Origin of the sequence: Blastococcus tunisiensis (assembly GCF_900112815.1) — a bacterium.
GTDB classification, from domain to species: domain Bacteria; phylum Actinomycetota; class Actinomycetes; order Mycobacteriales; family Geodermatophilaceae; genus Blastococcus_B; species Blastococcus_B tunisiensis.
This window is the reverse complement of record NZ_FOND01000001.1, coordinates 377,679-403,274: the sequence shown is the minus strand read 5'-3', so window position 1 is coordinate 403,274 and position 25,596 is coordinate 377,679. Positions and strand designations below refer to the sequence as shown.

Sequence of the window (25,596 nt, the reverse complement as noted above, 5' to 3'; positions counted from 1 at the left end):
GCCGGTCAGCTCCCGCCGCGCAGCCGCTCGACGGTCCGGCGGCGGACCCGGCCGACGACCCGCCGGGCCAGCTCGGTCGGCCCGCCCTCGGCCAGGTACTGCCGGACCAGGCCGGCATCGCCGCGCAGGGACGGCTGGTAGCCGGTGTCGAGGAGCCGGCCGGGCACCAGCGACCGCTCCCGGCCCTTGGCGTCGGGGACCTGGAGGTCCGGCGCGCGGCGCGGCGCCCGGCAGAACTCCATCAGCGGGCGCAGCGCCGTCTCCCACGAGTACTCGCCGCGCACCCGGTCGACGGCCTGCCGGCAGGAGGCGGCGAACTCCTCGTCGTAGAGGGTCCGCTCCAGCGCCTCGGCGAGGGCGTCGACGTCCTGCTCCCCCACCGTCACGCCGAGCCCCTCGGCGGCGATCAGGTCGCCGAACGTGTCGCCGCCCGTGGCCACGATGGGCAGGTCCGCCCAGAGGTAGTCCAGCATCCGGGTGCGGAACGCGAAGGTGGTCTCCACGTGCTGGAAGTGCGTGCTGACCCCGACGTCGGCGTCCAGCAGGTAGTTCTGCCGGTCGTCGATGTCGACCCATTCCTCGTTGAAAAACACGTGCGTGCCGGTGAGCCCGAGGGAGTCCGACAGCTCGCGGGTGGCCGCGGCCATCCGCATCTCGGGCACGTGCGGGTTGGGATTGCGCATGCCGAGGAAGAACATCCGGAGATCGGGCCGCCGGTGGCGCAGCTGGTCGACGGCGCGCACCAGGGTCAGCGGGTCGAACCAGTTGTAGACGCCGCCGGCCCAGATGACGACCTTGTCGCTCTCGCTGATGCCCGGGACCACGCCCTTGATCGCGGGCCGGGTGCGCCGCGGCGGGACCGAGCTCAGCCCGAACGGGACCACGGCGAGAAGCGAGTTCAGCGAGGAGTCGGCGTCGTAGTTCGACGGGTTGAGCCGCCCGACCCCGGCCATCTGCCCGAGCCAGAAGTGCCGCTGCTTCTCGCTGGCGCACAGGAAGAAGTCGCCCCGGGCCAGCTGCTGGTTCAGCACGGTCGTGGTGTTGGCGACGTCGCGGGTGCGCTGGTCGCCTTCCTGGCCGCGCGTCTGCTCGAGCTGCTCCAGGTGCATGGGGTCGTAGATGTCGCAGACGATGATCTTGCCGGAGCGGGCCAGCCACGGGGCGGAGGCCATCGCGAAGCCCTGGAACACGATGATGTCGGCCCACGCCTCGTGCGGCCGCAGCTGGTCGGGGGTGGAGACCGCCGACACCGACACCTTCGGGTGCGTGATGCTCGCCGAGCTGGTCGAGACCAGGCGGACGTCGTGCTCCTCCGCCAGGTGCTCCGAGATGGCCCACGCACGCATGGCCGGCCCGGCCATCTTCGCGGCGAGCGGGTCGCCGGTGATCACCACGATCCGGCGGCGGGTGGCGAACAGCTCGCCGATGCCGAACAGGTCCACCAGCTCGCCGTGGGCCTTCAGGTACCGGGGCAGCGGGAAGGCCGGCTCGATGGCCTGGCGGAACAGCGGGGCCAGCTCGAGGTCGCTTCGGCGGCGCTGGGCCTGCAGCCGGTCGCGCTCGGCCCACAGCCCGTCGATGTCGGTGGCCGCGTCGGCGATGGCCAGGAGCCCGGCCATCGTCACCTTCGGTACGGGCATCTCGCCGACGTCGTCGCCGCCGGGCGACCGCTTCAGGTCCAGGGCGCCCGGGTCGATCTCGCCGCGCTCCACCGCCCGGGTCACGGCCAGCAGCAGGGCCGGGGCGAGGGTCTTCGCCAGGGCCACGTCGCCGTAGTTCTTGATCATGCTGAACAGGGCGTTGCGCTCGAGGAGGAACGTCTCCCGGTAGCTGCCGAACTTGTTCATCGAGGCGTGGTGCTTGTGGAACGCCACGGACGTGGGCTCGTACCGCACCCGCCAGCCGAGCAGGTTGAGCCGCCACCCGAGGTCGACGTCCTCGTAGAACATGAAAAAGCGCTCGTCGAACCCGCCGACGGTCTCGTAGACGTCCTTCCGGACGAACATCGCCGCCCCGGTGCCGAACAGGACGTCGTGCGGGGTGTCCCACTCCCCGGTGTCGGGACGTTCGACCTCGCGCTTGTAGCCCATGCCGAACCAGGTCAGCGAGCCGTCGACGTAGTCGATGTGGGTGCCGTCCCAGTCGAGGACCTTGCTGGCCACCGACGCCACCGACCGGTCGTGCGCCAGCACGTCCACGGCCGCCCGGATCCACTGCGGAGCCGGCCGCGCGTCGTTGTTGATGAAGCCGACGATCTCGCCGCGGGCGTGCCGCACACCGGTGTTGCAGCCGCCGGCGAAGCCGGTGTTGTCGCCGGCCTCGACGACGACGGCCGACGGCACCTCGCGGCGGATCCGTTCGGCGTCGTCCCCGCCGGAGTCGTTGTCCACGACGATCAGCTCGAGGGACTCGGCGGGCCAGTCGACCTGCTGGAAGGACTTCAGGCAGGTGATCGTGTCGTCGGCGCCCTTGTAGTTCACGAGGACGACGGAGACGAGCGGCTCCACGGGCATCAGGCGGTGGCCTCCATCAGACGGCGGTCTCCGACGCGGACGCCGGCAGGTCGGCGGTCCAGCGACCGCCGAGGGCCACCACCCCGCCGGACTCCCGGTGGTCGCCGGTCTCGACGACGAACCGGTAGCAGTGCCGCCGGAAGTCGTAGGTGTGGGTCAGCGTGTGGTCGAGGATCCGCGCGCTGAGGTCGATGGTGTACGGCTGCAGCGCCAGGGCGGGGATCACCAGGTCGACGTGGCCGGTGCCCTCGATGAAGGGCAGCTCCAGCCCGCCGTCGCGGGTGTGGTGCGCCCAGAAGCGCATCCCGTCGACGGTGTCCATGGCGAGGGCGAACGCCGGCTGCTCGACCCGCTCGGTGCACTCGTAGCCCACGCGCACCGTGACCGGGTCGCCGGTCCGGAACGAGGTGGCCGGCGTCCCCGACGCGTCCAGCATCTCCACGGTGGTCAGCCGCGCCTCGCCCGAGCCGACGCGCGCCTCGGCGTTCGCGCCACCGGCCGTCCCCGGTGCGACGCCCTTCTCGTGGCCCTTGTCGACGTAGCGGTCCACGATCGCGTCCGCCCGCCCGATGTCCAGCAGGCTGCCGCGGTCCAGCCAGGCGGCCTGGTCGCACAGCGTGCGCATCGAGCCCATGGCGTGGCTGACGATGACGACCGTCTTGCCGGCACGGCGGAAGTCCACGAACTTCTCCATGCACTTCTCCTGGAACGCCGCGTCCCCGACCGCGAGGACCTCGTCGACCAGCAGGATGTCGGGGTCGACGTTGATCGCCACCGAGAAGCCCAGGCGCATGTACATGCCCGACGAGTAGTTCTTGACCGGCTGGTCGATGAACGGCTCGATGCCGGCGAAGTCGACGATCTCGTCGAACTTCCGCTCCAGCTCGCGCTTGGTCATCCCGAGGATCGAGCCGTTGAGGAAGACGTTCTCCCGGCCGGAGAGCTCCGGGTGGAAGCCCGAGCCCAGCTCCAGCAGCGCGGCCACCGAGCCGTGCGTGCGGATCCGTCCCCGCTCCGGCTCGAGGATCCGGGCGATGCACTTGAGCAGGGTGGACTTGCCGGAGCCGTTCTCCCCGATCAGGGCGAACGTGGAGCCCTGGGGGATCTCGAAGGAGACGTCCTTGAGCGCCCAGTACTCGTCGAAGCTGGCCCGACCCCCGCGCATGAGGGCGGCCTTGAGCGACTGGTTGCGCTCCCGGTACATGCGGAAGCGCTTGGCGACGCCCTCGACCTCGACGGCGGGCGCGGCGCTCACAGTTCCTCCACGAGACGGTGCTGGCTCCGGGTGAAGACCCAGATGCCGATGCCCAGCGAGGCGGCGGCCACCACGACGCAGAACAGCACGTCGCCCCACTGCGGCCAGGTGTTGTCGTAGAGCATCGACCGGAAGACGCTGACGAACCGCTCCATCGGGTTGAGCCGGTAGATCGTCTCCAGGGGGAACCCGTTCCCGTCGGCCGCCATGCGGTCGGCCTGGTCCTGGATCAGGGAGTACGGGTAGACGATCGGGGTGGCGTAGAACCACAGCTGCATGCCGATGCTGACGAAGTGCTGGGTGTCGCGGAAGTACACGTTCGCCACCGACAGCATCAGGGCGATGCCGAGGGCGAAGACGGTCAGCAGGACGACGGCCAGCAACAGCAGCGGCAGCCAGGGCAGCGGCATCGACCCCACGATGAGCAGCGCCGCCATGAGCACCAGCAGCTCGATGGCGAACGTGACGTCCCAGGCGAACACCGACGCGACCACCAGCGTGGGTCGCCAGAAGTAGACCTTGCGGAGCAGGTTCGCGTTGCCGAGCAGCGCCCCCATACCACTGGTGACCGAGTTGCTGAAGAAGGTCCAGGGGATCAGGCCGCAGGCCAGGTAGAGGGCGAAGATCTGCACGCCGCTGTTCTCGCCGATCGGCACCGGGACGCGCAGCACGAAGCCGAACACCAGCGTGTAGATCAGCAGGACGGCGATGGGGTTCAGCAGCGACCAGCCCTGCCCCAGCAGGGTGCGCTTGTACTTGCCCCGCACCTCGCGGAGGGTCAGGTTGACCAGGAGCCCGCGGGAGTCCTTGAGGTCTCCGATGACGCTCACGACCGGTTACCTCGCATCGTCCGTCGACTCTACCTTCCGTGCGCAGCTCGCCCCGGACGGCGACGGGCGCGACCGACGGCGCCGGATGTCAGGAACGACGACGCGCCTGCAGGCCGGCCGACGCCCGCTCGTAGAGCGCCCGCCGCCGGGTGCCCCCGGGGGCGATCCGGTCGACGCCGTTGCGCAGCCCCACGACCGCGCGGAACCCGAGCGAGCCGTGGATCGAGCCGAGCTCCTCGTGCGCGGCCGCCAGGGCCGCGTGCGTCCGGGTGATGTCCTCGCGCATCTCCGCCTGGCGCTCCTCGTTGTCCCGGCGCACGGCCGCCAGCTCCGCCCGCGCCGCCTCGCGCTCGGCGACGAGCGAGTTCACCGTCGGCCGCAGCGGGCGCATCGCCGCCTCCTGCAGGTGCGCGAGCTCCGCCGCGGTCCGGTCCACCTCCCCGGCGTAGCGGGGGTCCCCGGGGCCGACGCGGAGCAGCTGCACCTGGAGCTCGGCCTCGCGCCGCACGGCGGCCGACAGCCACTCCCCGGTGGGCGGGAAGTCGATCAGCCGCGCCAGCTCGTCGGCGAGCGCCCGCCGCGAGGCCCGCGACTGCCACGGCGAGGGCGTCGCCGACAGCCGCTCGGCCAGCCAGATGAGCCCACGCGCCACCACGTCGTCCGGCGACCAGTCGGTGCTGCGCCACTCGTCGTCGATGTAGGCCAGCCGGCCGGACTCGTCCAGCAGCAGGTTGTGCGGGACCAGGTCGAGCGCCACGCCGTCGGCGTCCTGGGCCGACTCGGCCACCAGCCGCTGCCACTCCTTGAGCAGGCCGCCGACCGTCGTCGGGTCGTCGTCCAGGGCGAGCCTCTCCACCAGGGACACCCCCGGGAGGACCGGTCCGCCGGTCACCCGGTGGGTGGGGCCGCCCTCGTCGCGGCGCGTGCCCAGGACCCGGCGGTGCAGGGTGAGCCCGCCGTCCTCCCGGTCCACCACGGTCTCGGTGGACCGTCCCGGGCGTCGTTCGGTCGTGTAGAAGGCGGCCTGCCGCCGGGCCGGCCACAGCTCGGCGGCGGCCGGCCCGGGCTCGGCGACGACGACGAAGGAGTTCCCGAAGTGGCCCGCCTGCCCGGCCTCGACGAGCGTGCGCCAGAGCAGTTCCTCGTTCGGTCCGTAGTCGCGCGCGGTCTGCCAGTCGGGGCTGGGGAACCGCGGGAGGCGGGCGGCGAGCCCGGACGGATCGGTCATGAGCTCGTCGGCCATGACGGCGCGGGTGAGCTTGTAGTCGGGGAAGGCGCTGAAGAACCGGGGCGCGAGGCCGGCGTCGCGGAACAGGTCAGCGAGGGCGGCGCGGTCGAACGTGCGGGCCGGGGAGCCGACCGGGTATCCCTCGAGGGAGTCGTAGGCGCGGTCGCTGTGGTCCTCCGGCGAGCCGGCGAAGTACTTGACGCCCAGCTTGTTCTCGATGGCGAGGAGCAGCTGCCCGCCGGGCAGCAGCCGCCGGGAGATCTGGTCGAGGAAGTCCAGGTACGGCGCGCGGACGGCGGTCCCGCCGCCCACGTACTCGAGGACGCCGATGACGACGATCAGGTCGTAGGAGGGCTCGTCGGGCAGGTCGGCCAGCTCCCCGGCGAACACCCGGGCGCCCGGCAGGTCGCGCAGCCGCGCGGCCGCCACGGCCGCCCGCGCCTGCACCGGCTCCAGCGCGTCGACCGCGGTGCAGGTCTCGGCGAGGTACCGGCTCATCGCCCCGCACCCGGCGCCGACCTCCAGCACCCGGGTGGCGCCGGACAGCTCGAAGGCGCGCAGCACGTTCGCCCGCTGACGGTCGACGTGGTAGCGCTGCGCCCATCCCTCGGCCCGGCCGTGCAGGTCCTCGTTGAGCGATCCGAGGTCCTCGGAGCCGCGGACCATGTCGAGCAGGGTCTCCTCGGCCCCGTCGCGGTACGTCGACTCGACGGCCCGCAGCAGCGTGTACCGGCCCTGACCGGGGTCCGGGTGCGCGATCCGCACCGGCGTCGCGGTCGTCACGTCGACGGGTTTCCCAACGGACACGTCCTGACCCGCCCTCTCTGATCGGAACCCGGCCGGCAGCCGGTCTGCAGTCGCTCGCCCGGACACTCCGCCGGGACCTGCCCCCGGCGGTCACAGTACCGGGCGCGTCGGGCGGCCAGCGGCGCCGAACGACCTGCCCCCGCCGGTCGGCGGGGGCAGGTCGTCCGTGCCACCGGTCGCGGATGTCAGACGGTGACGTCCCCGCAGCGCATGAGCTGGTTCGGGCCCGGGACACCGTTGTTGATGACGAAGACGCACACCGTGTGCCGCCCCGGGGTGAGGGTCAGCGTGCTGTCGAAGCCGTGGTTGGGCCCGCCCGCCGGGTAGAAGCGGGTGATGTCCGTCCGCGCCAGATCCGCGTTCGCGGCCTGGAACGGCTTGCCGTCCACCCAGTAGTGCATGGTCACCGGCGCCTTCGGCACGCTGTTGTCGTACGCCCAGCCCACGACGCGGGCCTGGCCCGGACCTGCGGCGGTGATCAGTTCCACGTTGGCCAGCGGGGGCTGGTACGGGAACGGGAAGTCCGAGCAGACGAGCGGCAGGTGCGGGCCGGCCATCCCGAAGTTGATGCTGTAGACGCACACCCCGTTGGTCCCGGCCACGGCCGGTGCCTCCATGGCGAAACCGTGCGCCTCACCGGCGCCGGGGAAGGCCCGGGCGATGTCCGGCCGGGGCTGATCGGCCCGGACGGCGACCCCACGGCCGTTGACGTAGACGTGCGTGTCGGCGGAGAACGTCGGCACGCTCGGGTCGAAGGCCCAGCCGCTGATCTGCAGCGTGCCGGCGGCGGTCTCGGTCACGGCGTCCACCCGGCCCAGCGGGGCCTTGTAGCTGAACGTCTGGCAGCGCAGCAACGTGTTGTTGCCCGGGGCGACGGTGTCGACGCCGAAGACGCAGATGTTGTGCGTCCCCGAGAGCGGCCCGAGGTCGATCTCGTACCCGGCGTTGGGTCCGGCGACCGCGTGCATGCTGTAGACGTCCGGCCGCGCCAGCGTCGGGCTGTAGCTGCGCCCCTTGCCGTTGTCGTAGACGTGCAGCTCCACCGGCGTCCCGTCGCCGTCGAACGCCCAGCCGCCGATCTTCACCGAGCCGTCGGGCTGCTCGGCCAGGACGTCGATCGTCACGGTCGGGCGCACGTTGGTGAAGTCCAGCGTCCGGCAGCCGAGGGAGATCGGGACGCCCTTTCCACCGGCGTTGTCGGCGACGACGCACACCTGGTGCTGCCCCTGGCTCAGGTGCCCCTCGACGGAGTACCCGCTGTTGGCCCCCCCGGGGCCGAAGACCGTGGCCACGTCCGGTCTCGGCAGCCCGGTCTTGCCGCTCACGACGGCCGTCCCGTCGACGAGGATCTTGAGCGGGACCGGCGTCTGCGCGGCATCGGGATCGAAGGACCAGCCGACGGCACGGAACCCCGCCGACGTCAGGGTCAGCGCCTCCAGGTTCCCGCGCGGAGAGGCCTGGGCCACGGAGTCGCTCTGGGTGGAGATGAACCAGTCGGTGAAGTACATCCAGAAGTTGCGGTTGCCGTAGGAGGAGCAGCTGGTGTTCCCGCCGTTGCCCAGTGCGGCGCTGTTGGGCTGGTAGGGCGTGTAGTTGTAGAGCCCGGCGGTGGCCTGGTTCTGGATGTAGACCGGCGCAGCTCCGCAGGCCAGGTTCGGGTGCCAGTAGATGTTGTTGGTGCGCCCCGCCTTGTAGGCGTAGTTCTGCGGGTTCTTGGCGTACTTCTGCATCTGCCAGGCGGCCATGTAGACCTGATTCTGGAAGCCGTAGTACTGCGCATCGCACGGGGCGGTGTCCGGGCAGCCGTAGCCCATGGCGATCCGGTAGTCCCCGGACGTCAGCGCGGCGCCGGACGCCCGGATGAGGCCCCGCTCCTTCTCGAGCATGACCAGCAGGACCTTGGGGTTGATCCCGCAGGACAGCGCGACCTTCGCGATGATCGACGCCGCGGTCTCCTGTGCGGCGCCGGCGTAGCCCCCGCAGTAGGCGTCCGACGGCCGGTCGGTCGTGTTCTGGCGGAAGACCCGCAGGCACGGGGTCCCGTCGTTCCCCGTCACGCAGGTCGCGCCCTTGGTGTCGATGAACGCCTGGATGTCGGGCACCGACATGCCCGCGCCGAAGAAGAACACCTCGTCGCTGATGATGTTGCCGGGGTCGAACTGACTGAGCTCGGCGGCCTGCTGGACACCGCTGGAGGAGCTGCCGCCGACGGTGAGCACCGAGGCAGCGGCCGCCAGGACGACCAGCGCCGGGAGGAGCCGGCCGAGCCAGGAGCGGCGCTTGCGCGGGACGACGGCCGGGCGGCGGGGGTCGAGGTGCCGGGGCAGGGGACGGTCGCTCATCGGGCCGGCACCTCCACGGCGGTCGCGACGGAGGCGCCCGACGACGTGGCGGAGCGGTAGGACACGGTCACGTCCCAGCGCCCGGAGCCGAGCTGCGCGCCCGGATAGGTCAGGGCGCCGCACTGCGTGGTGCTGGCGTCGGCCAGGGCGTCCTGCGTGGTCTCGAACGTGCTGCTGCCGGAGGTCAGCGTCATCGTGCAGACGCCGCCGGACTCGACGACGCCGGCCACGGACGCCGCGGCCTCGACCACCCCGCGACCGGCATCCCAGCCGGCGTAGGAGAGGAGCACGTCCACCGGCTTCCCGGCCGGCGGGGTCGGTGCGGCGGAGGTCTCCGGCGCCGTCGGGGCCGCCGGGGCGGTGGTGGTGGTCGCCGCCGGCGCCGTGGTCGCGGTTCCGGGGTCGGAGGGCTGCGGGGACGGGCTGCCGGACGTCTCCGGCGCGCCGTCGGCGGTGGCCGCGAAGGGCCCGATGTCGGCCAGGGCCGCGCCGCCGACGAGGGCCCCGCCGACCACCACGATCGCGACCGGTACGACGAGCAGTCGCCGGCTGTTCCTCTGCATATGCCTTGCCCTTCCGTGCCAGCCGGGGCCGGATGCGCGCCGAGCTGGAAGTCCTGCTCCGGCAGGATGACGGCTCGACGGGCCGGTTTCGGGCTGCCGCGCCGTCCGATCGCTGCAATCGGTGCCTGGCCGGTCACAGTACGTGTGCTTGCACCGATCTCCGGGACGGGAGTGCACCGGCGTGGTCGGTGTGACCGCCGAGAGCGATCCCCGCCCCGTTCCGCGGCGTCAGTCCCCGGTCCGGCCCGCCCGGCGACGTATCGTCGTCGGATCTCCGCCGCTGGACGCCGAGCTGTCGCGCTCCGCCCGAGCAGGCCGACCAGCCAGACGTGAGGACGTGTACGTGAGCAGTTCAGACCCGCGCAGCCCCGGGGGGCGGCCGCTTCCCGCCCGGCTCGACCCGCGCGCCGGCAGGCCACCGACACGCCGCGGCGGACGCGGCGACACCCGCACCGAGGACGGCGGACCGCGGGAGGCGCGGCCGCGCCGGAGCGCCCTCGGCCGAGCGGCCGGAGCCACCCGTGCACTCAGCGCGGTCCTGGCGGTGCTGGTCCTGGGGACGAGCGGCTGGGGCTGGTACCTCGGTCAGGTCGCCGACGCGAGCGTCAACCGCACCAACGCGATCCCGAGCGAGGGCAACGACGGCATCGGCAACACCGAGGCGATGAACCTGCTGCTCGTCGGCAACGACAGCCGGGCCAGCGCGACGGAGGACCAGCTGGACCAGCTCAACACCACCGCGAACGACGGCATCAACACCGACACGATGATCCTGGTGCACGTCCCCGCCGACGGGTCGAAGGCGTCGTTCGTCTCCTTCCCCCGCGACTCCTACGTGGAGATCCCGGGCTACGGCTGGGACAAGCTCAACGCCGCCTACGCCTACGGCTACCAGTACGAGGCGGCCGACAACGCCACCGACGCCCAGCGCCAGGCCTCCGGTGCCCAGCTGCTCATCCAGACGATCAGCAGCCTGACCGGCCTGCAGATCGACCACTACGCCGAGGTGGACCTGCTCGGCTTCTTCAACCTGTCCAGCGTGGTCGGCGGCGTCGAGATCAACCTCTGCGAGGCGGTCAAGGACGGCTACTCCGGCGTCAACCTGCCCGCCGGCGTCCAGACGATCAGCGGCGAGCAGGCGCTGGCGTTCGTCCGCCAGCGGCACGGCCTGCCGCGCGGGGACTTCGACCGCATCATCCGCCAGCAGACCTTCATCGGCGGCATGATCCGCAAGATGCTGTCGGACAACGTGCTCCTCGACCTGGGCAAGCAGCGCACCCTGGTCCAGGCCGCCGCCGACTCGCTCACCGTCGACCAGTCCCTGGACCTGCTGGGACTGGCCACCCAGATGCAGTCGGTGACCGCCGGCGCCGTCGAGTTCCAGACCGTCCCCTACGTCGGCGACGACACCGACGACGAGGGGCGGTACATCCTGCGGCTGGAGGACGAGGACGCGCTGCACGCCTTCTTCGCCGACCTCTCCGCCGAACCGGAGGCCCCCGCCGGGCCGACCGCACCTGCGGCGCCGGAGACGGTGGCCCCCGGCGAGGTGTCGGTCGCGGTGTTCAACGGCTCCGGGATCTCGGGCGTGGCCGCCTCGACGGCCGAGGCCCTGGCGGCCGAGGGGTACCAGGTCACGAGCACCGGCAACGCCGACAGCAGCGAGTACACCGGCACGGAGATCCGGTACGCCGCCGGAGACCAGGCGCTGGCCAACACGCTGGCCGCGTCGATCCCGGGGGCGACCATCGCAGAGGCCGACGAGCCGGCCCCGGGGACGCTGGAGCTGGTGATCGGTTCCAACTTCAACGGCGTCGGACAGCCGGTCACGGCTCCCGAGCCGGTGGAGCCGGTGGCCGGCGAGGACGCGCGCACGGCCGCCGACACCACCTGCATCAACTGATCCGCGGCTGATCGGCCGCTGATCGGCCGCTGATCGGCACGGTGCCCGCCCGCCGGCCGGCGGGCGGGCACCGCATGCCAGGCTGGCGGCGTGGCCATTGCGACGACCCCTGCGGACCTGCTCGCGTCGGTGGTGCGCCGGGACGCGGCCGTGCCACTGATCACCTCCTACGACGACGCGACCGGTGAGCGGGTCGAGCTCTCCGGGGCGACCCTGGCCAACTGGGTGGCCAAGACGGCGAACCTGCTCCAGGACGAGTTCGACGTCGGCCCGAGCAGCACGGTCGCCGTCGTCCTGCCGGTGCACTGGCAGACCGCGGCGGTGCTGCTGGCGACGTGGAGCTGCGGCGCGGCGGTGCGCGACACGGCCACCGAGGACGAGGGCGGGCTGAGCGGCATCGACCTCGTCCTCGCCGCCCAGGACCGCCTGGCGGCGCTGGAGGAGGAGATCGGGGACACCGACCTGCTCGGCCTGTCGCTGCACCCGCTGGGCGGTGGGATGGCCGGCTACACCGGGCCGGCGCGGGACTTCGCGATCGAGGTCCGCGCCGCAGGTGACCGGTTCGTGCCCTACTCGCCGCCGGACCCCGCCACGCCCGGCCTGGTCACCGGCGCACTGGAGCTGACCCTCGGCGGGCTCGTCGAGGCGGCCGGCGAGCTCGCCGCCCGGCTGGGCATCGTCCCCGGTGACCGGATCCTGCTGGACGAGGCGACCGCCGCCGAGGCCGGGCCGGTGGCCTGGCTGCTGGCGCCGCTGTCGGCCGGTGCCTCGATCCTGCTCAGCCGGAACACCTCCCCGGAGCGGCTCGTGGCGCGCGCCGCGGAGGAACGCGTCACGGCCACCCTGGGGTGCCGGGTCCCCGGCGTCCGGGAGCTCGGCCGACCGGCCTGACCGACCGCGCGCCGGGTGCGGCCCGCGGAGCGGGCAGCCCCCGGACGTGACGAACGGCGCAGCACTGTTCCCTCACGTGAGGGTCGGGCGTCGGGCAGACTGACCGGGACACCGCGGCACCGCAGCGTGGCGCCGACGCCTGTCCGCCTCGCTGCCGTTCGTGCCGCCGCCCCTCGGTGCACCGACGCACCACCCCCGACCTCGCGTCGCTCCTCCCTGCGTCCGGACGGCGCACGACCGGAAACGGTGACATGTCCTCTGCTCCCCCGGCACCGGCGCGACCGCGTGCCACCCGCCCCGTCTGGCTGTCCCCCGCCGTGGCCCGCACCGAGGTGCTCGCCGGCCTCGTCGTCGCGCTGGCACTGATCCCCGAGGCCATCAGCTTCTCCATCCTGGCCGGGGTGGACCCGCGCGTCGGGCTGTTCTCCTCCTTCGTCATGGCCGTGGTCATCGCCTTCACCGGCGGCCGCCCGGCGATGATCACCGCCGCGACCGGCGCCATCGCCCTCGTGGTGGCGCCACTGGCCCTCGAGTACGGCGTCCAGTACCTCTTCGCCGCCGTCGTCCTGGGCGGCGTCTTCCAGGTCCTGCTGGCCGCGGCCGGCGTCGCGCGGCTCATGCGGTTCATCCCGCGCAGCGTCATGGTGGGCTTCGTCAACGCCCTGGCGATCATGATCTTCACCGCGCAGTTCCCGCAGCTGATCGACGTCCCGTGGCTGGTCTACCCGATGGTCGCCGCCGGCCTGGCGATCATCTTCCTGCTGCCCCGGCTGACGAGCGCCGTCCCGCCGCCCCTCGTGGCGATCCTCGTGCTGACCGGTCTGGCGGTGGCGGCCGGCTGGGAGCTGCCCGACGTCGGCGGCGAGGGCGAGCTGCCCGACAGCCTGCCGTTCTTCCTCCTGCCCGACGTGCCGTTCACCGCCGAGACGCTGAGCATCATCGCCCCCTACGCCCTGGGCGTGGCCTTCGTCGGGCTGATGGAGTCGCTCATGACGGCGAAGCTCGTCGACGACATCACCGACACCCACTCCGACAAGACCCGCGAGTCCTGGGGCCAGGGCGTGGCCAACATCGCCTCGGGCTTCTTCGGCGGCATGGGCGGCTGCGCCATGATCGGCCAGACGATGATCAACGTGAAGGTGTCGGGCGCCCGCACCCGGCTGTCCACCTTCCTGGCCGGCGTCTTCCTGCTCGTCCTCGTCGTCGCGCTCGGCGACGTCGTGGCGATCATCCCGATGGCCGCCCTCGTCGCGGTCATGGTCTTCGTGTCCATCGCCACCTTCGACTGGCACAGCCTGCAGACCATCCACCGGATGCCGAAGAGCGAGACCACCGTGATGCTCTCGACGGTCGCGGTCACGCTGCTCACGCACAACCTGGCGATCGGGGTGGGCGTCGGCGTCCTCGTGGCCTGCGTGCTCTTCGCCCAGCGCGTCGCCCACCTGGTCGAGGTCACCAGCGTCTCCGACCCGGAGGGGACGACCCGCTTCTACTCGGTGCACGGGGCGCTGTTCTTCGCCTCCAGCAACGACCTCTACACCCAGTTCGACTACGCCGGGGACCCGGCGACCGTGGTCATCGACCTCTCCGACGCGCACGTCTGGGACGCCTCCACCGTCGCCGCGCTCGACGCCATCACCCACAAGTACGAGACCCGCGGCAAGACGGTGCAGATCGTCGGCCTGCAGGGGCACTCGGCCGACCGCTTCGACCGGCACACCGGCCGGCTCGCCGGAGCGCACTGATGCGGGCGTCGGCTCGCGGGGAGCTGGTGCAGATCGGCCAGGTCGCCGAGCGCACCGGCCTGAGCCTGCGGACGATCCGCTTCTACGAGGAGACCGGGCTGGTGATCCCCACCGCCCGCTCCGACGGCGGCTTCCGGCTCTACAGCGACGACGACGTCGCCCGGCTACGGGTCATCATGCGGATGAAGCCGCTCGGCTTCACCCTCGAGGAGATGCGGGAGCTGTCTGACCCTGCTGGCCGACTTCGACGCGGGTACGGGCGAACGCGCGGAGCACCTCGACCGGCTGCGGATGTTCCACGAGGCCGCCATCGCACGGGTCACCGCGTTGACGGAGCAGCTCGCCGTCGCCGAGGGGTTCGCCGAGACCCTGGCCGGCCGCCTGGGCGCCGGCCGCTGACGACCCGGCGTCGGCCGGCGGGACGTGCGGCGGGGCTCAGGCGCCCCGCGGCTGCTGCCGGGCCCGCGTCAGGGGGCCGGTCCTCCCCTGTCCGATCCGGTCAGCGCGGCCAGGCGGCGCCGGTACTCCTCCTCGTCGATCTCGCCGCGGGCGAACCGCTCGCCCAGCAGCTGCTCCGGCGAGGGGCGTGGCCCCTGCGCCTGGCCGGCCGATCGGTTCAGGCTGCGCACCAGGACGACGACCAGGGCGAGCAGGAACCCCCAGAAGAGGACCATGCCGGTCACCATCCCGACCCAGCCCCAGCCGCTCAGTCCGTGATCCCCCCAGAACATCACGAGCAGTCCCCTCCTGGCCGGCATCGAGGTCGAGGCCGCCGTGGACCTCCTGCGGTCCACCGTCGTGCTCCCACACCCCGGCGGCGAGGTCCGGAGGTCCCGGTCGGCCGGGCACTTCCGCCCGCCTCGCCCCGGTCGACGGCCTACTTCAGGAGGCTGCGGGCGATCACCATGCGCTGCACCTGGTTGGTGCCCTCGTAGATCTGGGTGATCTTGGCGTCGCGCATCATCCGCTCGACCGGGAAGTCCTGGGTGTACCCGGCCCCGCCGAAGAGCTGGACGGCGTCGGTGGTCACCTGCATGGCGACGTCGGAGGCGAACGCCTTGGCCGAGGCCGACACCCGGGTGACGTCGGGGCGGCCCTGCTCCCCCGCAGCCGCGGCGACGTAGACGAGGTGCCGGGCGGCCTCGATCTTCATCTCCATGTCGGCGAGCATGAACTGCACGCCCTGGAAGCTGCCGATGCTCGTGCCGAACTGCCGGCGCTCCTTGACGTAGGCGACCGAGGCGTCCAGCGCGCCCTGCGCCACGCCCACGGCCTGCGCGCCGATGGTCGGCCGGGTGAAGTCCAGGGTCCGCAGCGCCGTCTTGAAGCCGGTGCCCGGCGCCCCGATGATCCGGTCGGCCGGGATGGTGCAGTCGGTGAAGTACAGCTCGCAGGTCGGCGAGCCCTTGATGCCCATCTTGCGTTCCTTGGGGCCGACCGCGAAGCCCGGGTCGTCACGGTGGACGGCGAACGCGGAGATGCCGTTGGCCTTCTTCTCCGGGTCGGTGACCGCCATGACCGTGTACCACTCGGAGACGCCCGAGTTGGTGATCCAGGCCTTGGTGCCGTTGAGCACCCACGAGTCGCCGTCAAGGCGGGCGCGGGTCGTCATGGCGGCGGCGTCGGAGCCCGCCTCGCGCTCGGACAGGCCGTAGCTGATCATCGCGTCGCCGGCGGCGATCGGCCGGAGCACCTTCTGCTTCACGTCCTCGGACGCCGACAGGATGATCGGCATCGAGCCGAGCTTGTTCACCGCCGGGATCAGCGAGGCGCTCACGTCGACGCGGGCGACCTCCTCGATGACGATGCAGGTCGCGATGGCGTCCGCGCCCTCGCCGCCGTACTGCTCGGGGATGTGGGTCGCGTGGAAGCCGGCCTGCGTGAGGGCCTTCTGCGCCTCGATCGGATAGCGCGACTCGGCGTCCACCTCGGCGGCGTACGGCGCGATCTCCCGTTCGGCGATCTCGCGGACGGCCGCCCGGATCGCCTCGTGCTCCTCGGTGAGGGCGTAGAGCCCGGTGTTGTTACCCACGGGTAGACCTTAAGCCCGGAGGCTCAGTCCGCCGAAGCGAGACGCTCCTGCAGGGTGAGGTCGCGGGCCGCCACCTGCTCGGCGAGCGCGGCCTGGAAGCGCGCGACCGCATCCCGCAGCGAGTCGTCGGACGCCGCCAGCACCCGGACGGCGAGCAGACCGGCGTTGCGGCCGCCGTCGATGCCCACCGTGGCGACGGGCACCCCGGCCGGCATCTGCACGATGGACAGCAGGCTGTCCATCCCGTCCAGCCGGTCCAGGGACCGGGGGACGCCGATGACCGGGAGCGGGGTGGCGGCGGCGATCATGCCCGGCAGGTGGGCCGCTCCCCCGGCGCCGGCGATGATCACCCGCAGGCCCCGGCCGGCCGCCGCCTCGGCGTAGTCGAGCATGCGGCGCGGGGTCCGGTGGGCGGACACGACGTGCGCCTCGTACGGCACGCCGAACTCCTCGAGCGCCCGGGCGGCCGGCTCCATGACCGGCCAGTCGGAGTCGCTGCCCATGACGATGCCCACGATCGGGGTGCCGCTCGGACCGCTCACGCTGCTCCTCGGTGCTCGATGACTCAGTGCTCGTGCTCGAAGGCGAAGGCGTCGTCGACCACGCCGTCGGCCAGGTAGCGCGCCGCGGCGACCGCGCGGGCGCGCACCTCGGCGAGGTCGTCGCCGAGCGCCGTCACGTGGCCGAGCTTGCGGCCGGGACGCTGCCCCTTGCCGTACCAGTGCAGCTTCACGTCCGGCCAGTGCGCCATGAAGTGGTGCACCCGCTCATCGAGCGGGGGGCCCGCCCAGCCGTCGGCCGCCGCGGCGCCGCCCAGGACGTTGGCCATGACGACGACCGGTGCGGTCATCGCCGTCGAGCCCAGCGGGTAGTCGAGGACGGCGCGCAGGTGCTGCTCGAACTGGCTGGTGCGGGCGCCCTCGATGGTCCAGTGCCCGGAGTTGTGCGGGCGCATGGCCAGCTCGTTGACCAGGACGCCCTCGGCGGTCTGGAACAGCTCGACGGCCAGCATGCCGACGACCCCCAGCCGGTCGGCGATGCGGACCGCGAGTTCCTGCGCCGCCGTCGCCAGGCTCTCCGGGAGGCCGGGCGCCGGTGCGAGCACCTCGGCGCACACGCCGTCGCGCTGCACCGTCTCGACGACCGGCCAGACGGCGACCTGACCGAAGGGCGAGCGGGCGACCTGCGCCGACAGCTCCCGCACCATGCCGACCCGCTCCTCGGCCAGCAGGGTGCCGTGCCGTTCGAGGAGGTCGGCCACCTGGTCGGGCCCCCGGACGACGAACACGCCCTTGCCGTCGTACCCGCCGCGCGGGGTCTTGAGGACCACCGGCCAGCCGACCTCGTCGGCGAACGCGGTGACGTCGTGGACGGTGCGGGCCTCGACCCACGCCGGCTGCGGCTCACCCGACTCCTGGAGCCGGCGGCGCAGGACCAGCTTGTCCTGCGCGTGCACGAGCGCCGCCGGGCCGGGGGCGACGCGGTGGCCGTCGCGCTCGAGCGCGTGCAGGTGCTCGGTGGGCACGTGCTCGTGGTCGAAGGTGAGCACCGTGGCCCCGTCGGCCAGCCGCCGGAGGTCGGGCAGGCTCCGGTGGTCGCCGAGGACGACGTCGGCGGAGACCAGGCCCGCCGACTCCTCCGGCGACGCCGCCAGCACCCTGAGGGACTGGCCGAGGGCGATCCCCGCCTGGTGCGCCATGCGCGCCAGCTGGCCCCCGCCGACCATCGCGACGACGGGCAGCCCGGTACGCGGGTCGAGTGGAGTGGCCATCGTGGTTGCTGAGACTAGAGATGCGCGCCGCCCCGCTCGTCGGGCGGGGTGAAGGGCCGGTCCCGTTCGTACTCTCAGAAAGTGACGGCTCGAGCACGCTGCGAAGGCAGCTCCACGCGCTCTCCGCGGCCGGCGAGCCGGCTGCAGTTCCTCGACGGGCTGCGCGGGGTCGCCGTCACCCTCGTCCTCGTCCAGCACGTCGGCGAGCGCGCCTTCCCGGCCGTGGCGGAGCTGACCCACTCCAGCCTCCTGCTGGGGCAGCTGGGCGTGATGGTCTTCTTCCTCTGCAGCGGCTTCATCATCCCGGCCAGCCTGGAGCGGGAGCGCCCGGGTGAGGGGCGTGGCCGCCGGTTCGCGTCCTTCTGGCGCGGCCGCTTCTTCCGGCTCTTCCCGCTGTACTGGCTGAGCCTGGCCGTCGCCGGCTGGCTGGCCTACCGGGGCACGTACTCCCCCGCCGCGCCGATGTCGGGTGGTGACTGGCTGGCCAACGGCGTCATGTTCCAGATGCTGGTGGGCGTCCCCAACGCCCTGGTCGCCTACTGGACGCTGGCCTTCGAGCTGCTGTTCTACGCCGGCCTGTCGGTGCTCTTCGTCCTCGGCCTGAACCGCCGCAGCGTCGAGCTGTCGCTGGCCGCATCCGCCGTGTGCCTCGCCCTGGCCCTGGGGGCCGGCCCGCTGCTGGGTGCGGCCCCACCGACCGGCGCCTTCTGCCTCGCCACGATGCTCACCGGCACGGTCTTCCACCGCTGGCACAGCGGCGAGATCGGCCTGAGCCGCCTGGTGCTCTGCGTGGTCGCTGCCCTCGGCTCCGGGACGGCGCTGCTGGCCGCGGCGACGCTGGGTGCGCCGCAGCCACCGGAGGCACCCCAGTTCCTGGCGATGCTGACGGCGTGGCTCGGGGCTTACGCCGTCTTCTGCGCGGGCGTCGCGCTGCGGCACCGCCGCGTCCCGGCGGCGCTGTCCCGGCTCGGCACGATCAGCTACTCCGTCTACCTGATGCAGGCCCTCGTCCTGGCCGCGGTGCCGGCGCTGTCCAGCGCCGTCGGCAGTGCGGTGGTCTGGGTGGGCGCGACCCTCGTGGTCAGCGAGCTGACGTACCGGTTCGTCGAACGCCCGGCGATCGCGCTCGGCCGGCGGCGGGACACGGTGGCGGTCCGGCCCGCCGCGGCGGCGCAGCTCCCGGTCCCCGTCCGGCCGCCCGCTCCGGCTCCCGTCCCGGTCCGGATCGCGGGCCCGGTCCCCCTGCCCCGCGACGCAGCGGTCGCCCGCCGCGCCCTCTCCGCCTGACCGGCTCCCCGGCTGCGCCCGGTCCGCCGCGACCGGCTCCCCGGCGGCGCCCGGTTCAGCCGGACGGGCACGTCCCGACCTACCATCGCGGTCGTGCCCCTGGTGGAGGATGCGAGGACCCGGCTCCGCCGCGGCGGGCGGCTGCTGGTGAAGGAGGCGGGCGCCTTCGGGGTCGTCGGCGCGGCCTGCTTCGTCCTCGACCTGCTGCTCTTCCAGCTGCTCTACGCCGGCGCCGGCACCGGTGCCGTCACCGCCCGGCTCATCTCGGCGCTGGTGTCCATGACCGCGGCCTTCGTCGGCCACCGCTACTGGTCCTTCGCGCACCGCGCGCGGACCGGGATCGGCCGGGAGTACGGCCTCTTCTTCCTGGTCAACGGCGCCACCATGTCCTTGGGGGTGGCTGCCGTGGCCGTCACCGTGCACGGGTTCGCCGTCGAGGGGGTGCTGGCGCTGCAGGCGGTCAACGTGGGCTCGATCGCCGTCGGCACGCTGATCCGCTTCGTGGCCTACCGACGCTGGGTGTTCGTCGCCGAGGGGGCTCCGGTCGCCGTCGCCCGGCACGAGCGGGGCGGCCGTGGACGGCCGCGGCCCGTCTCCCGGGGGGCCGGCCGCCGCGCCGAGGCCGCCGCGCGGTCCACCGTCGAGGCCTGACGCAGGCGGCGCCGGGCCCGGCGGTCACCGCTCACCCGGCGAGCCGGGAACCCTCCCTGCCGGCCACGACCTCCAGGCGCGTGGGGATGCGGGTGCGCAGCTCCTCCACGTGGCTGATCACGCCGACGGTGCGGCCGCCGCGGCGGAGCTCGTCGAGCACGGACATCACGGCGTCGAGGGCGGAGGGGTCCAGGCTGCCGAAGCCCTCGTCGACGAAGAGGGTGTCCAGTTGGATGCCGCCGCTCTCCGCGGTCACCACGTCGGCGAGGCCGAGCGCCAGGGCGAGGGAGGCCATGAAGCTCTCTCCGCCGGAGAGCGTCTTCGTCGGCCGCCGGACCCCGGTGTACTCGTCGAAGACGTCCAGCCCGAGGCCACCGCGGGCCCCGCGGCGCCCCTGGGCATCGCTGTGCAGGAACGTGTAGCGGCCGCCGGACATCTCCAGCAGCCGCCGGCTCGCGACCTCGGCGACCTGCTCCAGGCGGGCGGCCAGGACGAAGGACTGCAGCCGCATCCGCAGCGCGTTGGAGCCGCGGCCGTTCACCAGGTCGGCCAGGGCCGTCACCTGATCGGCCCAGCCGCGCAGCTCCGCCAGTTCCGTCTCGGCGGCGGTGACGTCGCCGGCCAGCACCTCGAGCGCGCCGGAACAGCGGCGGGCCCGCTCCAGCTCGGCCACCGCGTCCTCGCGTCGACCGGTGGCCGCCGCGCAGCGCTGCTCGAGGGCGGCCACGTCGGGACGGTCGGCCAGTTCCGCCAGATCGGGTTCGGCCAGCCGGCCCCGGACGACCGCGAGCCGGCTGTCGTGCCCGTCGAGCTCGCGATCGAGCGCGGCCAGCCGGCCCGCGGCGAGCAGCGCGGCACCGGCGTCCAGGACGTCCGGGAAGCCGGCCTCGGTCGCCCGCTCCGCCGCGCGGGCGAGTGCGGCGGCCGCCGCCTCGCGGTGGCGGGTCTCCTCGGCGACGGCGTCGACCTGCGCCTCGCACCGGGACACGGCCTCGGCCAGGCGCGCAACCCGCGTCCCGAGGTCGTCGTCCTCGCCGCGCGCGTCGTCCAGCCGCTGTTCCAGGTCGGTCAGCGCGGCGCTCAGCGAGTCGCGCTCGGCGGTCCGGGCGCCCAGCTCCTCCCGGTCGGCGGCCAGCCGGGCGGCCGAGGACTCGCGCTCGGCCACCAGCTCGGCCAGCCGCGTCTCGGCCGCGGCGAGGGAGCCGGCGAGCTCCGCGGTCTCCCGGACGGCCGCCCGCAGTTCCTCGAGGGCCGCGGCCTGCGCGGCGACGGGCACCGTCCCCGCGCGGGCACGGAGCGCCACGACCTCCCGCTCCTGGCGGTCGAGCTCCGCGGTGGCGGCCGACAGCACCGCCTCCGCCTGCTCGACGCCGTCGTGCGCGCCCTGCTCGTCAGCGGCGGTGACGGCCGTTCCCTCGTGCGCCGCCGGCCGGGGGTGCTCGGTGGCCCCGCAGACGGGGCAGGAACCGCCGTGGGTCAGCTGCGCCGCCAGCTCGGCGGCCATGCCCTCCAGCCGCCGGGCCCGCAGGTCCAGCCAGTGCTCCCGGGCATCGGACCACGCCTCGCGACGTTCCTGCACCGCCCGCCGGCTGTCGGGCAGCCGCGCCTCCAGTGCGGCCGCGGCCCGGCCGGCCTCGAGCGCGGCCCCCGCCGCGGTGACCGCGTCCCGCTCCGCCGGGAGCCGCACCGCCGCGTCCCGTGCGCGGGTGACCCGGTCCTGCTGCTGGGCCAGCCGGGCGGGCCAGGTCTCGGCGGCCCGGACCGCGTCCTGGCACGTCCCGGCCAGCTCCGCGATGCGGAGATCGAGCGCGGCGATGCGCCGGCGCAGGTCGTGGGCCCGGTCCACCTCGGGGAGCATCGCCCGCGCCGCGGCGACGGCGGTGCGCAGCTCTTCGACGGCCTCCGGACCGGCGCCGCGGCCGGCGGCGACCTCGTTCCAGGCCGCCCTCGCCCGGTCGGCCGCGGCGGCGGCCTGCTCGGCCACGAGGGAGGCGTGGCCGGCGGACTCCAGGCTGTCGCGCAACGGCTCGGCACGGCGCCCGGCATCGCGCTCGGCGCGCAGCACGGCCAGCTCCGGATCGCGGGCGGTCAGCGCGGCCAGCTCGGCGAGGGCCCGGGCTCGCCGGTCGTGCCGGTCGGCCAGAGCGCGTGCGGCGGCCAGGTCGGCATCGGCCCGGCCGGCATCGGCGGACGCCCGTTCGGCCTGCGCCGACGCCTCGGCGAGCCGGGCCGCCGCCGCCGCCCGGGTCCGGTCCACCCAGGCGCCGACCGCGTGCCCGCTCCCGCTGCCGACCGACTCGGGGGCGAGCTCCTCCGGGATGTCGACGTCGGCCACCTGGGCGACGCGGGCGAGCAGCGTGCTGACCCGCGCCCGCTGGACGGCGACCCGCTCCCGCGCGGTGGCGCGCTCGTCGGCGAGCCAGTCCTCGGCCGCGGCGAAGCGCCCGACGTCGAAGAGGGTGCGCAGCAGCTCGCCGCGGTGCTCGGGCTCGGCACGCAGGAAGCGGGCGAAGTCGCCCTGCGGCAGCAGGACCACCTGGCAGAACTGGTGCACGTCCAGGCCCAGCCGGGTGCGCAGGTGCTCGGAGCCCTCGTCGATGCGGGTGCTCACCGGCTCCCAGCCGCCGTCGGTGAGCCGCTGGACGGTGAGCCGGGCCTGCTCGGTCGTCACTCCGTCGCCGCGCTTCTTCGGCCGCTGCTGCTCGGGGCGTCGCACGACCAGCAGCCGCTCGCCGCCGAGGGTGAGCTCGCAGGTCACCTCCGTGCGGACCGCGGTCGCGGCGTGGTCGCTGCGCAGCCGCTTCTCCTCCCCGCGAGCGCCGGGCACCGTGCCGTAGAGCGCGAACACCACGGCGTCCAGCAGCGTCGTCTTCCCCGCCCCGGTCGGGCCCCACAGGAGGAACAGCCCGTCCCGGCCCACGTCGTCGAAGTCGACCTGTTCAGTGCCGGCGAACGGGCCGAACGCCGTGAGCGAGAGCCGGTGCAGCCTCACCGCCGCACCTCCGCGCGGCCGGCGGCACCGAGCGCCCGGGCGAGCAGCTCCCGCTCCGCCGAGGTGGGACCGACCCCGCGGACGTGCCCGACGAACTCGGCGGCGACGTCGAGATCACCCCGGCCGCGCATCCGCTCCTGGTAGCTGCGGCCGTCGTCCCGGGCCCCCGCGCCGGCCCATTCCAGGTGCACGCAGTGCGGGAAGCGCGCCTGGATGCGGCGCATCGGGTCCACCGGGCGGACCGGATCGGTCAGCCGGGCCGAGACGAAGTGCTCCTCGGCCGGGGCGTGGGCCGGGTCCTGCAGCAGCTCGTCCAGGGTGCCGGTGAGGACGGTGAGCTCCCGCGGCGTCGGGAGCAGCACGGGACGCACCTCGGCCAGGCCCCCTGCATCCAGGTCGACCAGCCAGGCCTGCTTCTGCTGGCCCGCCTCACCGAAGGAGTAGGCCAGCGGCGAGCCGCTGTACCGCAGCCGGGGGGTCAGCGTCTGCGGGCGGTGCAGGTGGCCCAGTGCCACGTAGTCGACCCCGTCGAACACCGACGAGGGCACCAGGTCGACACCGCCCACGCAGATGTCGCGCTCGCTGTCGCTGGCGACCCCGCCGCCCACGAACGCGTGCGCGAGCACCACCGAGCGGGCTCCCGGACGCAGGAACAGGTCCGACCGGACCCGCTCCATGGCCGCGCCCACGACGGCCTCGTGGCTGCGCCCACCACTGATCCGCAGCTCGTGCCGCGCGACCTCGGGCTCCAGGAAGGGCAGCCCGTAGACGGCCACCTCGCCGTGCTCGTCGGCCAGCAGGACCGGCTCGTCCAGCCGGCCGGTCGAGGCGCGGACGTGCAGGCCGGCGGCGGAGAGCAGCCCGGAGAAGGTGCCCAACCGGCGGGCCGAGTCGTGGTTGCCCGGCGTCATCACCACGGCGGCGCCGGCGGCGAGGAGCCGGCCGACCACGCGGTCGAGCACCGCCGTCGCGTCGGCCGACGGGACGGCGCGGTCGTACACGTCGCCGGCGACCAGCACGACGTCCACCGACTCCGCCGTCACGACGCGCGCCAGCCCGGTGAGCACCGCCTCCTGCTCGGCGAGCAGCTCGGTGCCGTGCAGGGTCCGGCCGATGTGCCAGTCGGACGTGTGCAGCAGGCGCATGGGCGGAAGGTAGGTGGCGCCACCGACAGAACCGGCTCAGGCGCGCCGTGACGGAACGGTCACACGGCCGTGCGGGGTCAGCGGTACTGCTGGGGCGCCGTGTCGCCCCGCCCGTAGCGGTCGTCGATGTATCCGGCGCTCTCCATCGCCCGGCGGTCGGCGTCCTCCTCGATCATGTGGTTGAGCAGCTGCTGGACGCCGTCGCTGTCCGGGATCTGGCGCAGGACCGTGGGCCCGCTGTCCCCCGCCGACTCGATGGTGAGCGTCCCCGAGTTGATGATCCGGTCCCAGAGGGACTGCGTGTAGGAGACGTCGGTGATGCGGGGCAGCCCGATGTCCCGGCCCCGGCGGGCGAGGATGCCCTCGCGGAAGAGCAGTCGGTGCGTGGTCACCACGTAGTGCGTCGTCCGCCACCGCAGCAACGGCACCAGCACGGTGAGCACCAGCAGGAGCACCGCCACCGCGAGGACGACCATCCGCAGGATGCCCTGCTGCCGTCCGTCCGGGATCGCGGCCACGCCGAACGAGGCGGCGCCCACGATCAGCAGCAGCCGGACGACCGGCCAGAAGAGCGTCGTCCAGTGCGGGTGCAGGTGCCGGACGACCTCTTCGTCCTCCGCGAGCAGCTTGTCCGGGTACGGCATCCCCCCAGGATGACCCAGCCTTCCCGAGGTGGCGGGCCGCGGTGCGTGGTGTCGCGGCGAGTGGGCCCCGGAGGGGTCCGCGCAGGCGGGACGACGGGGCTCAGCGCGACAGGGGACGGCACCTGGCCGCGGTGCGGTCCGGAGGACCGCAGTGTCATCGCACGTGGCGCACGTCGCCGGACGCCAGCTCGACCTGCCCCTCCGGGGTCGTGACCACCAGCCGGCCGTCCCAGTCGACCGCCGTCGCCGTCCCCTCGAGGGTGGAACCGTCGGGCAGCGCGACCACGACGTCGGTGCCGACGGTGGAGGACCACGCGAGGTAGTCCCGTGCCAGACCGGAGGCGACCGGGTCGCCGAGCGCCGCCGTCCACCGTCGGTAGCGGCGCTCCACCGCCCGGAGGAAGCCCAGCAGCACCGGCCCCCGGTCCACGGTCCCGCCCGTGACGCGGGACAGCGAGGTGCCGGTCTCCGGCAGCTCCTCCCCCGTCGTCGACACGTTGAGCCCGACCCCGACGACGACGGCGTTCCCGCTCGACTCGGCGAGGATCCCGGCCAGCTTCCGCCCGTCGAGGGCCAGCAGGTCGTTGGGCCACTTCAGCGACGCCCGGACTCCGGTCACCTCGCCGACCGCCTCGGCCAGGGCCACACCGGTGAGCAGCGGCAGCCATCCGCGGCGCGCGGCGGGCACGTCGGGGCGCAGCAGGAACGAGACGGTGAGACCGGCGCGCGGCGGGGAGGTCCACACCCGGTCGAGGCGGCCGCGGCCGGCCACCTGGTGCTCGGCCACCAGGACCAGTCCCTCGGGCTCGCCGGCCCCGGCGGCAGCGACCAGCTCGGCGTTCGTGGACCCGATCTCGGGGACCACCCGCAGGTCCCGCCAGAGCTGGCTGTCCCGGGTGAGCGCGCCGGAGAGTGCAGGCCCGTCGAGCGCCGGGCGCTCGAGATCGGACCATCGGGATGAGGGCGTGTCGGGCACTCCCTTACGCTACGGCCCGTG

General features: G+C 73.6%; 19 protein-coding genes and 1 pseudogene. 6 read left to right on the top strand and 14 right to left on the bottom strand.

Features of this window, described 5'->3' with window-relative positions:
- Positions 1 to 5: 5 nt before the first annotated feature.
- The 6 genes from BM142_RS01900 to BM142_RS01875 form a co-directional block, all read right to left on the bottom strand.
- Positions 6 to 2,513: a glycosyltransferase gene (locus tag BM142_RS01900; protein WP_175527040.1), complete on the bottom strand. Its 2,508-nt coding sequence runs from the start codon at positions 2,511 to 2,513 to the stop codon at positions 6 to 8.
- Positions 2,514 to 2,529: 16 nt separating this feature from the next.
- Positions 2,530 to 3,768 carry an ABC transporter ATP-binding protein gene (locus BM142_RS01895; protein ID WP_092195055.1) on the bottom strand — a complete coding sequence of 413 codons (1,239 nt, stop codon included), beginning with the start codon at positions 3,766 to 3,768 and terminating at the stop codon, positions 2,530 to 2,532.
- A complete protein-coding gene (locus BM142_RS01890) occupies positions 3,765 to 4,598 on the bottom strand; it encodes an ABC transporter permease (RefSeq protein WP_092195054.1) in 834 nt (277 codons plus the stop codon). The genes BM142_RS01895 and BM142_RS01890 overlap by 4 nt, the downstream gene beginning before the upstream one ends.
- A gap of 88 nt (positions 4,599 to 4,686) precedes the next feature.
- Positions 4,687 to 6,609: an SAM-dependent methyltransferase gene (locus BM142_RS01885; protein ID WP_092195053.1), complete on the bottom strand. Its 1,923-nt coding sequence runs from the start codon at positions 6,607 to 6,609 to the stop codon at positions 4,687 to 4,689.
- A gap of 209 nt (positions 6,610 to 6,818) precedes the next feature.
- On the bottom strand, positions 6,819 to 8,975 hold the full coding sequence (locus tag BM142_RS01880) for a hypothetical protein (RefSeq protein ID WP_092195052.1): 2,157 nt from the start codon (positions 8,973 to 8,975) through the stop codon (positions 6,819 to 6,821).
- On the bottom strand, positions 8,972 to 9,538 hold the full coding sequence (locus BM142_RS01875) for a hypothetical protein (RefSeq protein ID WP_092195051.1): 567 nt from the start codon (positions 9,536 to 9,538) through the stop codon (positions 8,972 to 8,974). Before BM142_RS01875 ends, BM142_RS01880 begins: the two co-directional genes overlap by 4 nt.
- 343 nt (positions 9,539 to 9,881) lie before the next feature.
- On the opposite strand from BM142_RS01875, the gene BM142_RS01870 reads away from it, so the two are divergent.
- The 4 genes and pseudogenes from BM142_RS01870 to BM142_RS24985 form a co-directional block, all read left to right on the top strand.
- Complete coding sequence (locus BM142_RS01870) at positions 9,882 to 11,441, top strand: LCP family glycopolymer transferase (protein WP_092195050.1); 1,560 nt, start codon at positions 9,882 to 9,884, stop codon at positions 11,439 to 11,441.
- A 90-nt stretch (positions 11,442 to 11,531) separates the two neighbouring features.
- A complete protein-coding gene (locus BM142_RS01865; protein WP_092195049.1) occupies positions 11,532 to 12,332 on the top strand; it encodes a TIGR03089 family protein in 801 nt (266 codons plus the stop codon).
- Positions 12,333 to 12,583: 251 nt separating this feature from the next.
- Positions 12,584 to 14,077, top strand: coding sequence for a SulP family inorganic anion transporter (locus BM142_RS01860; RefSeq protein ID WP_092195048.1), 1,494 nt, complete (start codon positions 12,584 to 12,586; stop codon positions 14,075 to 14,077).
- A pseudogene (locus tag BM142_RS24985) lies at positions 14,077 to 14,241 on the top strand (MerR family transcriptional regulator); the annotation flags it as partial. The gene BM142_RS01860 and the pseudogene BM142_RS24985, both read left to right, overlap by 1 nt.
- A gap of 303 nt (positions 14,242 to 14,544) precedes the next feature.
- Here the strand turns inward: BM142_RS24985 and BM142_RS01850 are convergent.
- The 4 genes from BM142_RS01850 to BM142_RS01835 all read right to left on the bottom strand — a co-directional run bounded on the left by BM142_RS01850 (position 14,545) and on the right by BM142_RS01835 (position 17,880).
- Positions 14,545 to 14,808, bottom strand: coding sequence for an SHOCT domain-containing protein (locus BM142_RS01850; RefSeq protein ID WP_092195205.1), 264 nt, complete (start codon positions 14,806 to 14,808; stop codon positions 14,545 to 14,547).
- Between the two features lie 146 nt (positions 14,809 to 14,954).
- On the bottom strand, positions 14,955 to 16,109 hold the full coding sequence (locus tag BM142_RS01845) for an acyl-CoA dehydrogenase family protein (RefSeq protein ID WP_092195047.1): 1,155 nt from the start codon (positions 16,107 to 16,109) through the stop codon (positions 14,955 to 14,957).
- 23 nt (positions 16,110 to 16,132) lie between these two features.
- A complete protein-coding gene (gene purE / locus BM142_RS01840; protein WP_254790462.1) occupies positions 16,133 to 16,651 on the bottom strand; it encodes a 5-(carboxyamino)imidazole ribonucleotide mutase in 519 nt (172 codons plus the stop codon).
- Positions 16,652 to 16,674: 23 nt separating this feature from the next.
- Positions 16,675 to 17,880, bottom strand: coding sequence for a 5-(carboxyamino)imidazole ribonucleotide synthase (locus tag BM142_RS01835; protein WP_092195046.1), 1,206 nt, complete (start codon positions 17,878 to 17,880; stop codon positions 16,675 to 16,677).
- Positions 17,881 to 17,961: 81 nt separating this feature from the next.
- On the opposite strand from BM142_RS01835, the gene BM142_RS01830 reads away from it, so the two are divergent.
- Complete coding sequence (locus tag BM142_RS01830) at positions 17,962 to 19,167, top strand: acyltransferase family protein (protein WP_175527039.1); 1,206 nt, start codon at positions 17,962 to 17,964, stop codon at positions 19,165 to 19,167.
- A gap of 93 nt (positions 19,168 to 19,260) precedes the next feature.
- Positions 19,261 to 19,818 carry a GtrA family protein gene (locus tag BM142_RS01825; RefSeq protein WP_254790461.1) on the top strand — a complete coding sequence of 186 codons (558 nt, stop codon included), beginning with the start codon at positions 19,261 to 19,263 and terminating at the stop codon, positions 19,816 to 19,818.
- Between the two features lie 31 nt (positions 19,819 to 19,849).
- On the opposite strand, the gene BM142_RS01820 is transcribed toward BM142_RS01825, so the two are convergent.
- The 4 genes from BM142_RS01820 to BM142_RS01805 form a co-directional block, all read right to left on the bottom strand.
- Entirely contained in the window at positions 19,850 to 22,810 is a 2,961-nt protein-coding gene (locus tag BM142_RS01820) for an AAA family ATPase (protein WP_092195044.1), read from the bottom strand.
- Positions 22,807 to 23,955: an exonuclease SbcCD subunit D gene (locus BM142_RS01815; protein WP_092195043.1), complete on the bottom strand. Its 1,149-nt coding sequence runs from the start codon at positions 23,953 to 23,955 to the stop codon at positions 22,807 to 22,809. The genes BM142_RS01820 and BM142_RS01815 overlap by 4 nt, the downstream gene beginning before the upstream one ends.
- A 77-nt stretch (positions 23,956 to 24,032) precedes the next feature.
- Positions 24,033 to 24,599: a PH domain-containing protein gene (locus BM142_RS01810; protein ID WP_092195042.1), complete on the bottom strand. Its 567-nt coding sequence runs from the start codon at positions 24,597 to 24,599 to the stop codon at positions 24,033 to 24,035.
- A gap of 154 nt (positions 24,600 to 24,753) precedes the next feature.
- A complete protein-coding gene (locus BM142_RS01805) occupies positions 24,754 to 25,575 on the bottom strand; it encodes a biotin--[acetyl-CoA-carboxylase] ligase (protein ID WP_092195041.1) in 822 nt (273 codons plus the stop codon).
- Positions 25,576 to 25,596: the final 21 nt, after the last annotated feature.

What these genes read in the sequence shown, in the direction of transcription:
- BM142_RS01810 (WP_092195042.1), bottom strand. Translation starts at nt 24,599, where the DNA reads ATGCCGTACCCGGACAAGCTGCTCGCGGAGGACGAAGAGGTCGTCCGG.
- BM142_RS01875 (WP_092195051.1), bottom strand. Translation starts at nt 9,538, where the DNA reads ATGCAGAGGAACAGCCGGCGACTGCTCGTCGTACCGGTCGCGATCGTG.
- BM142_RS01900 (WP_175527040.1), bottom strand. Translation starts at nt 2,513, where the DNA reads ATGCCCGTGGAGCCGCTCGTCTCCGTCGTCCTCGTGAACTACAAGGGC.
- BM142_RS01815 (WP_092195043.1), bottom strand. Translation starts at nt 23,955, where the DNA reads ATGCGCCTGCTGCACACGTCCGACTGGCACATCGGCCGGACCCTGCAC.
- BM142_RS01835 (WP_092195046.1), bottom strand. Translation starts at nt 17,880, where the DNA reads ATGGCCACTCCACTCGACCCGCGTACCGGGCTGCCCGTCGTCGCGATG.
- BM142_RS01850 (WP_092195205.1), bottom strand. Translation starts at nt 14,808, where the DNA reads ATGTTCTGGGGGGATCACGGACTGAGCGGCTGGGGCTGGGTCGGGATG.
- BM142_RS01880 (WP_092195052.1), bottom strand. Translation starts at nt 8,975, where the DNA reads ATGAGCGACCGTCCCCTGCCCCGGCACCTCGACCCCCGCCGCCCGGCC.
- BM142_RS01860 (WP_092195048.1), top strand. Translation starts at nt 12,584, where the DNA reads ATGTCCTCTGCTCCCCCGGCACCGGCGCGACCGCGTGCCACCCGCCCC.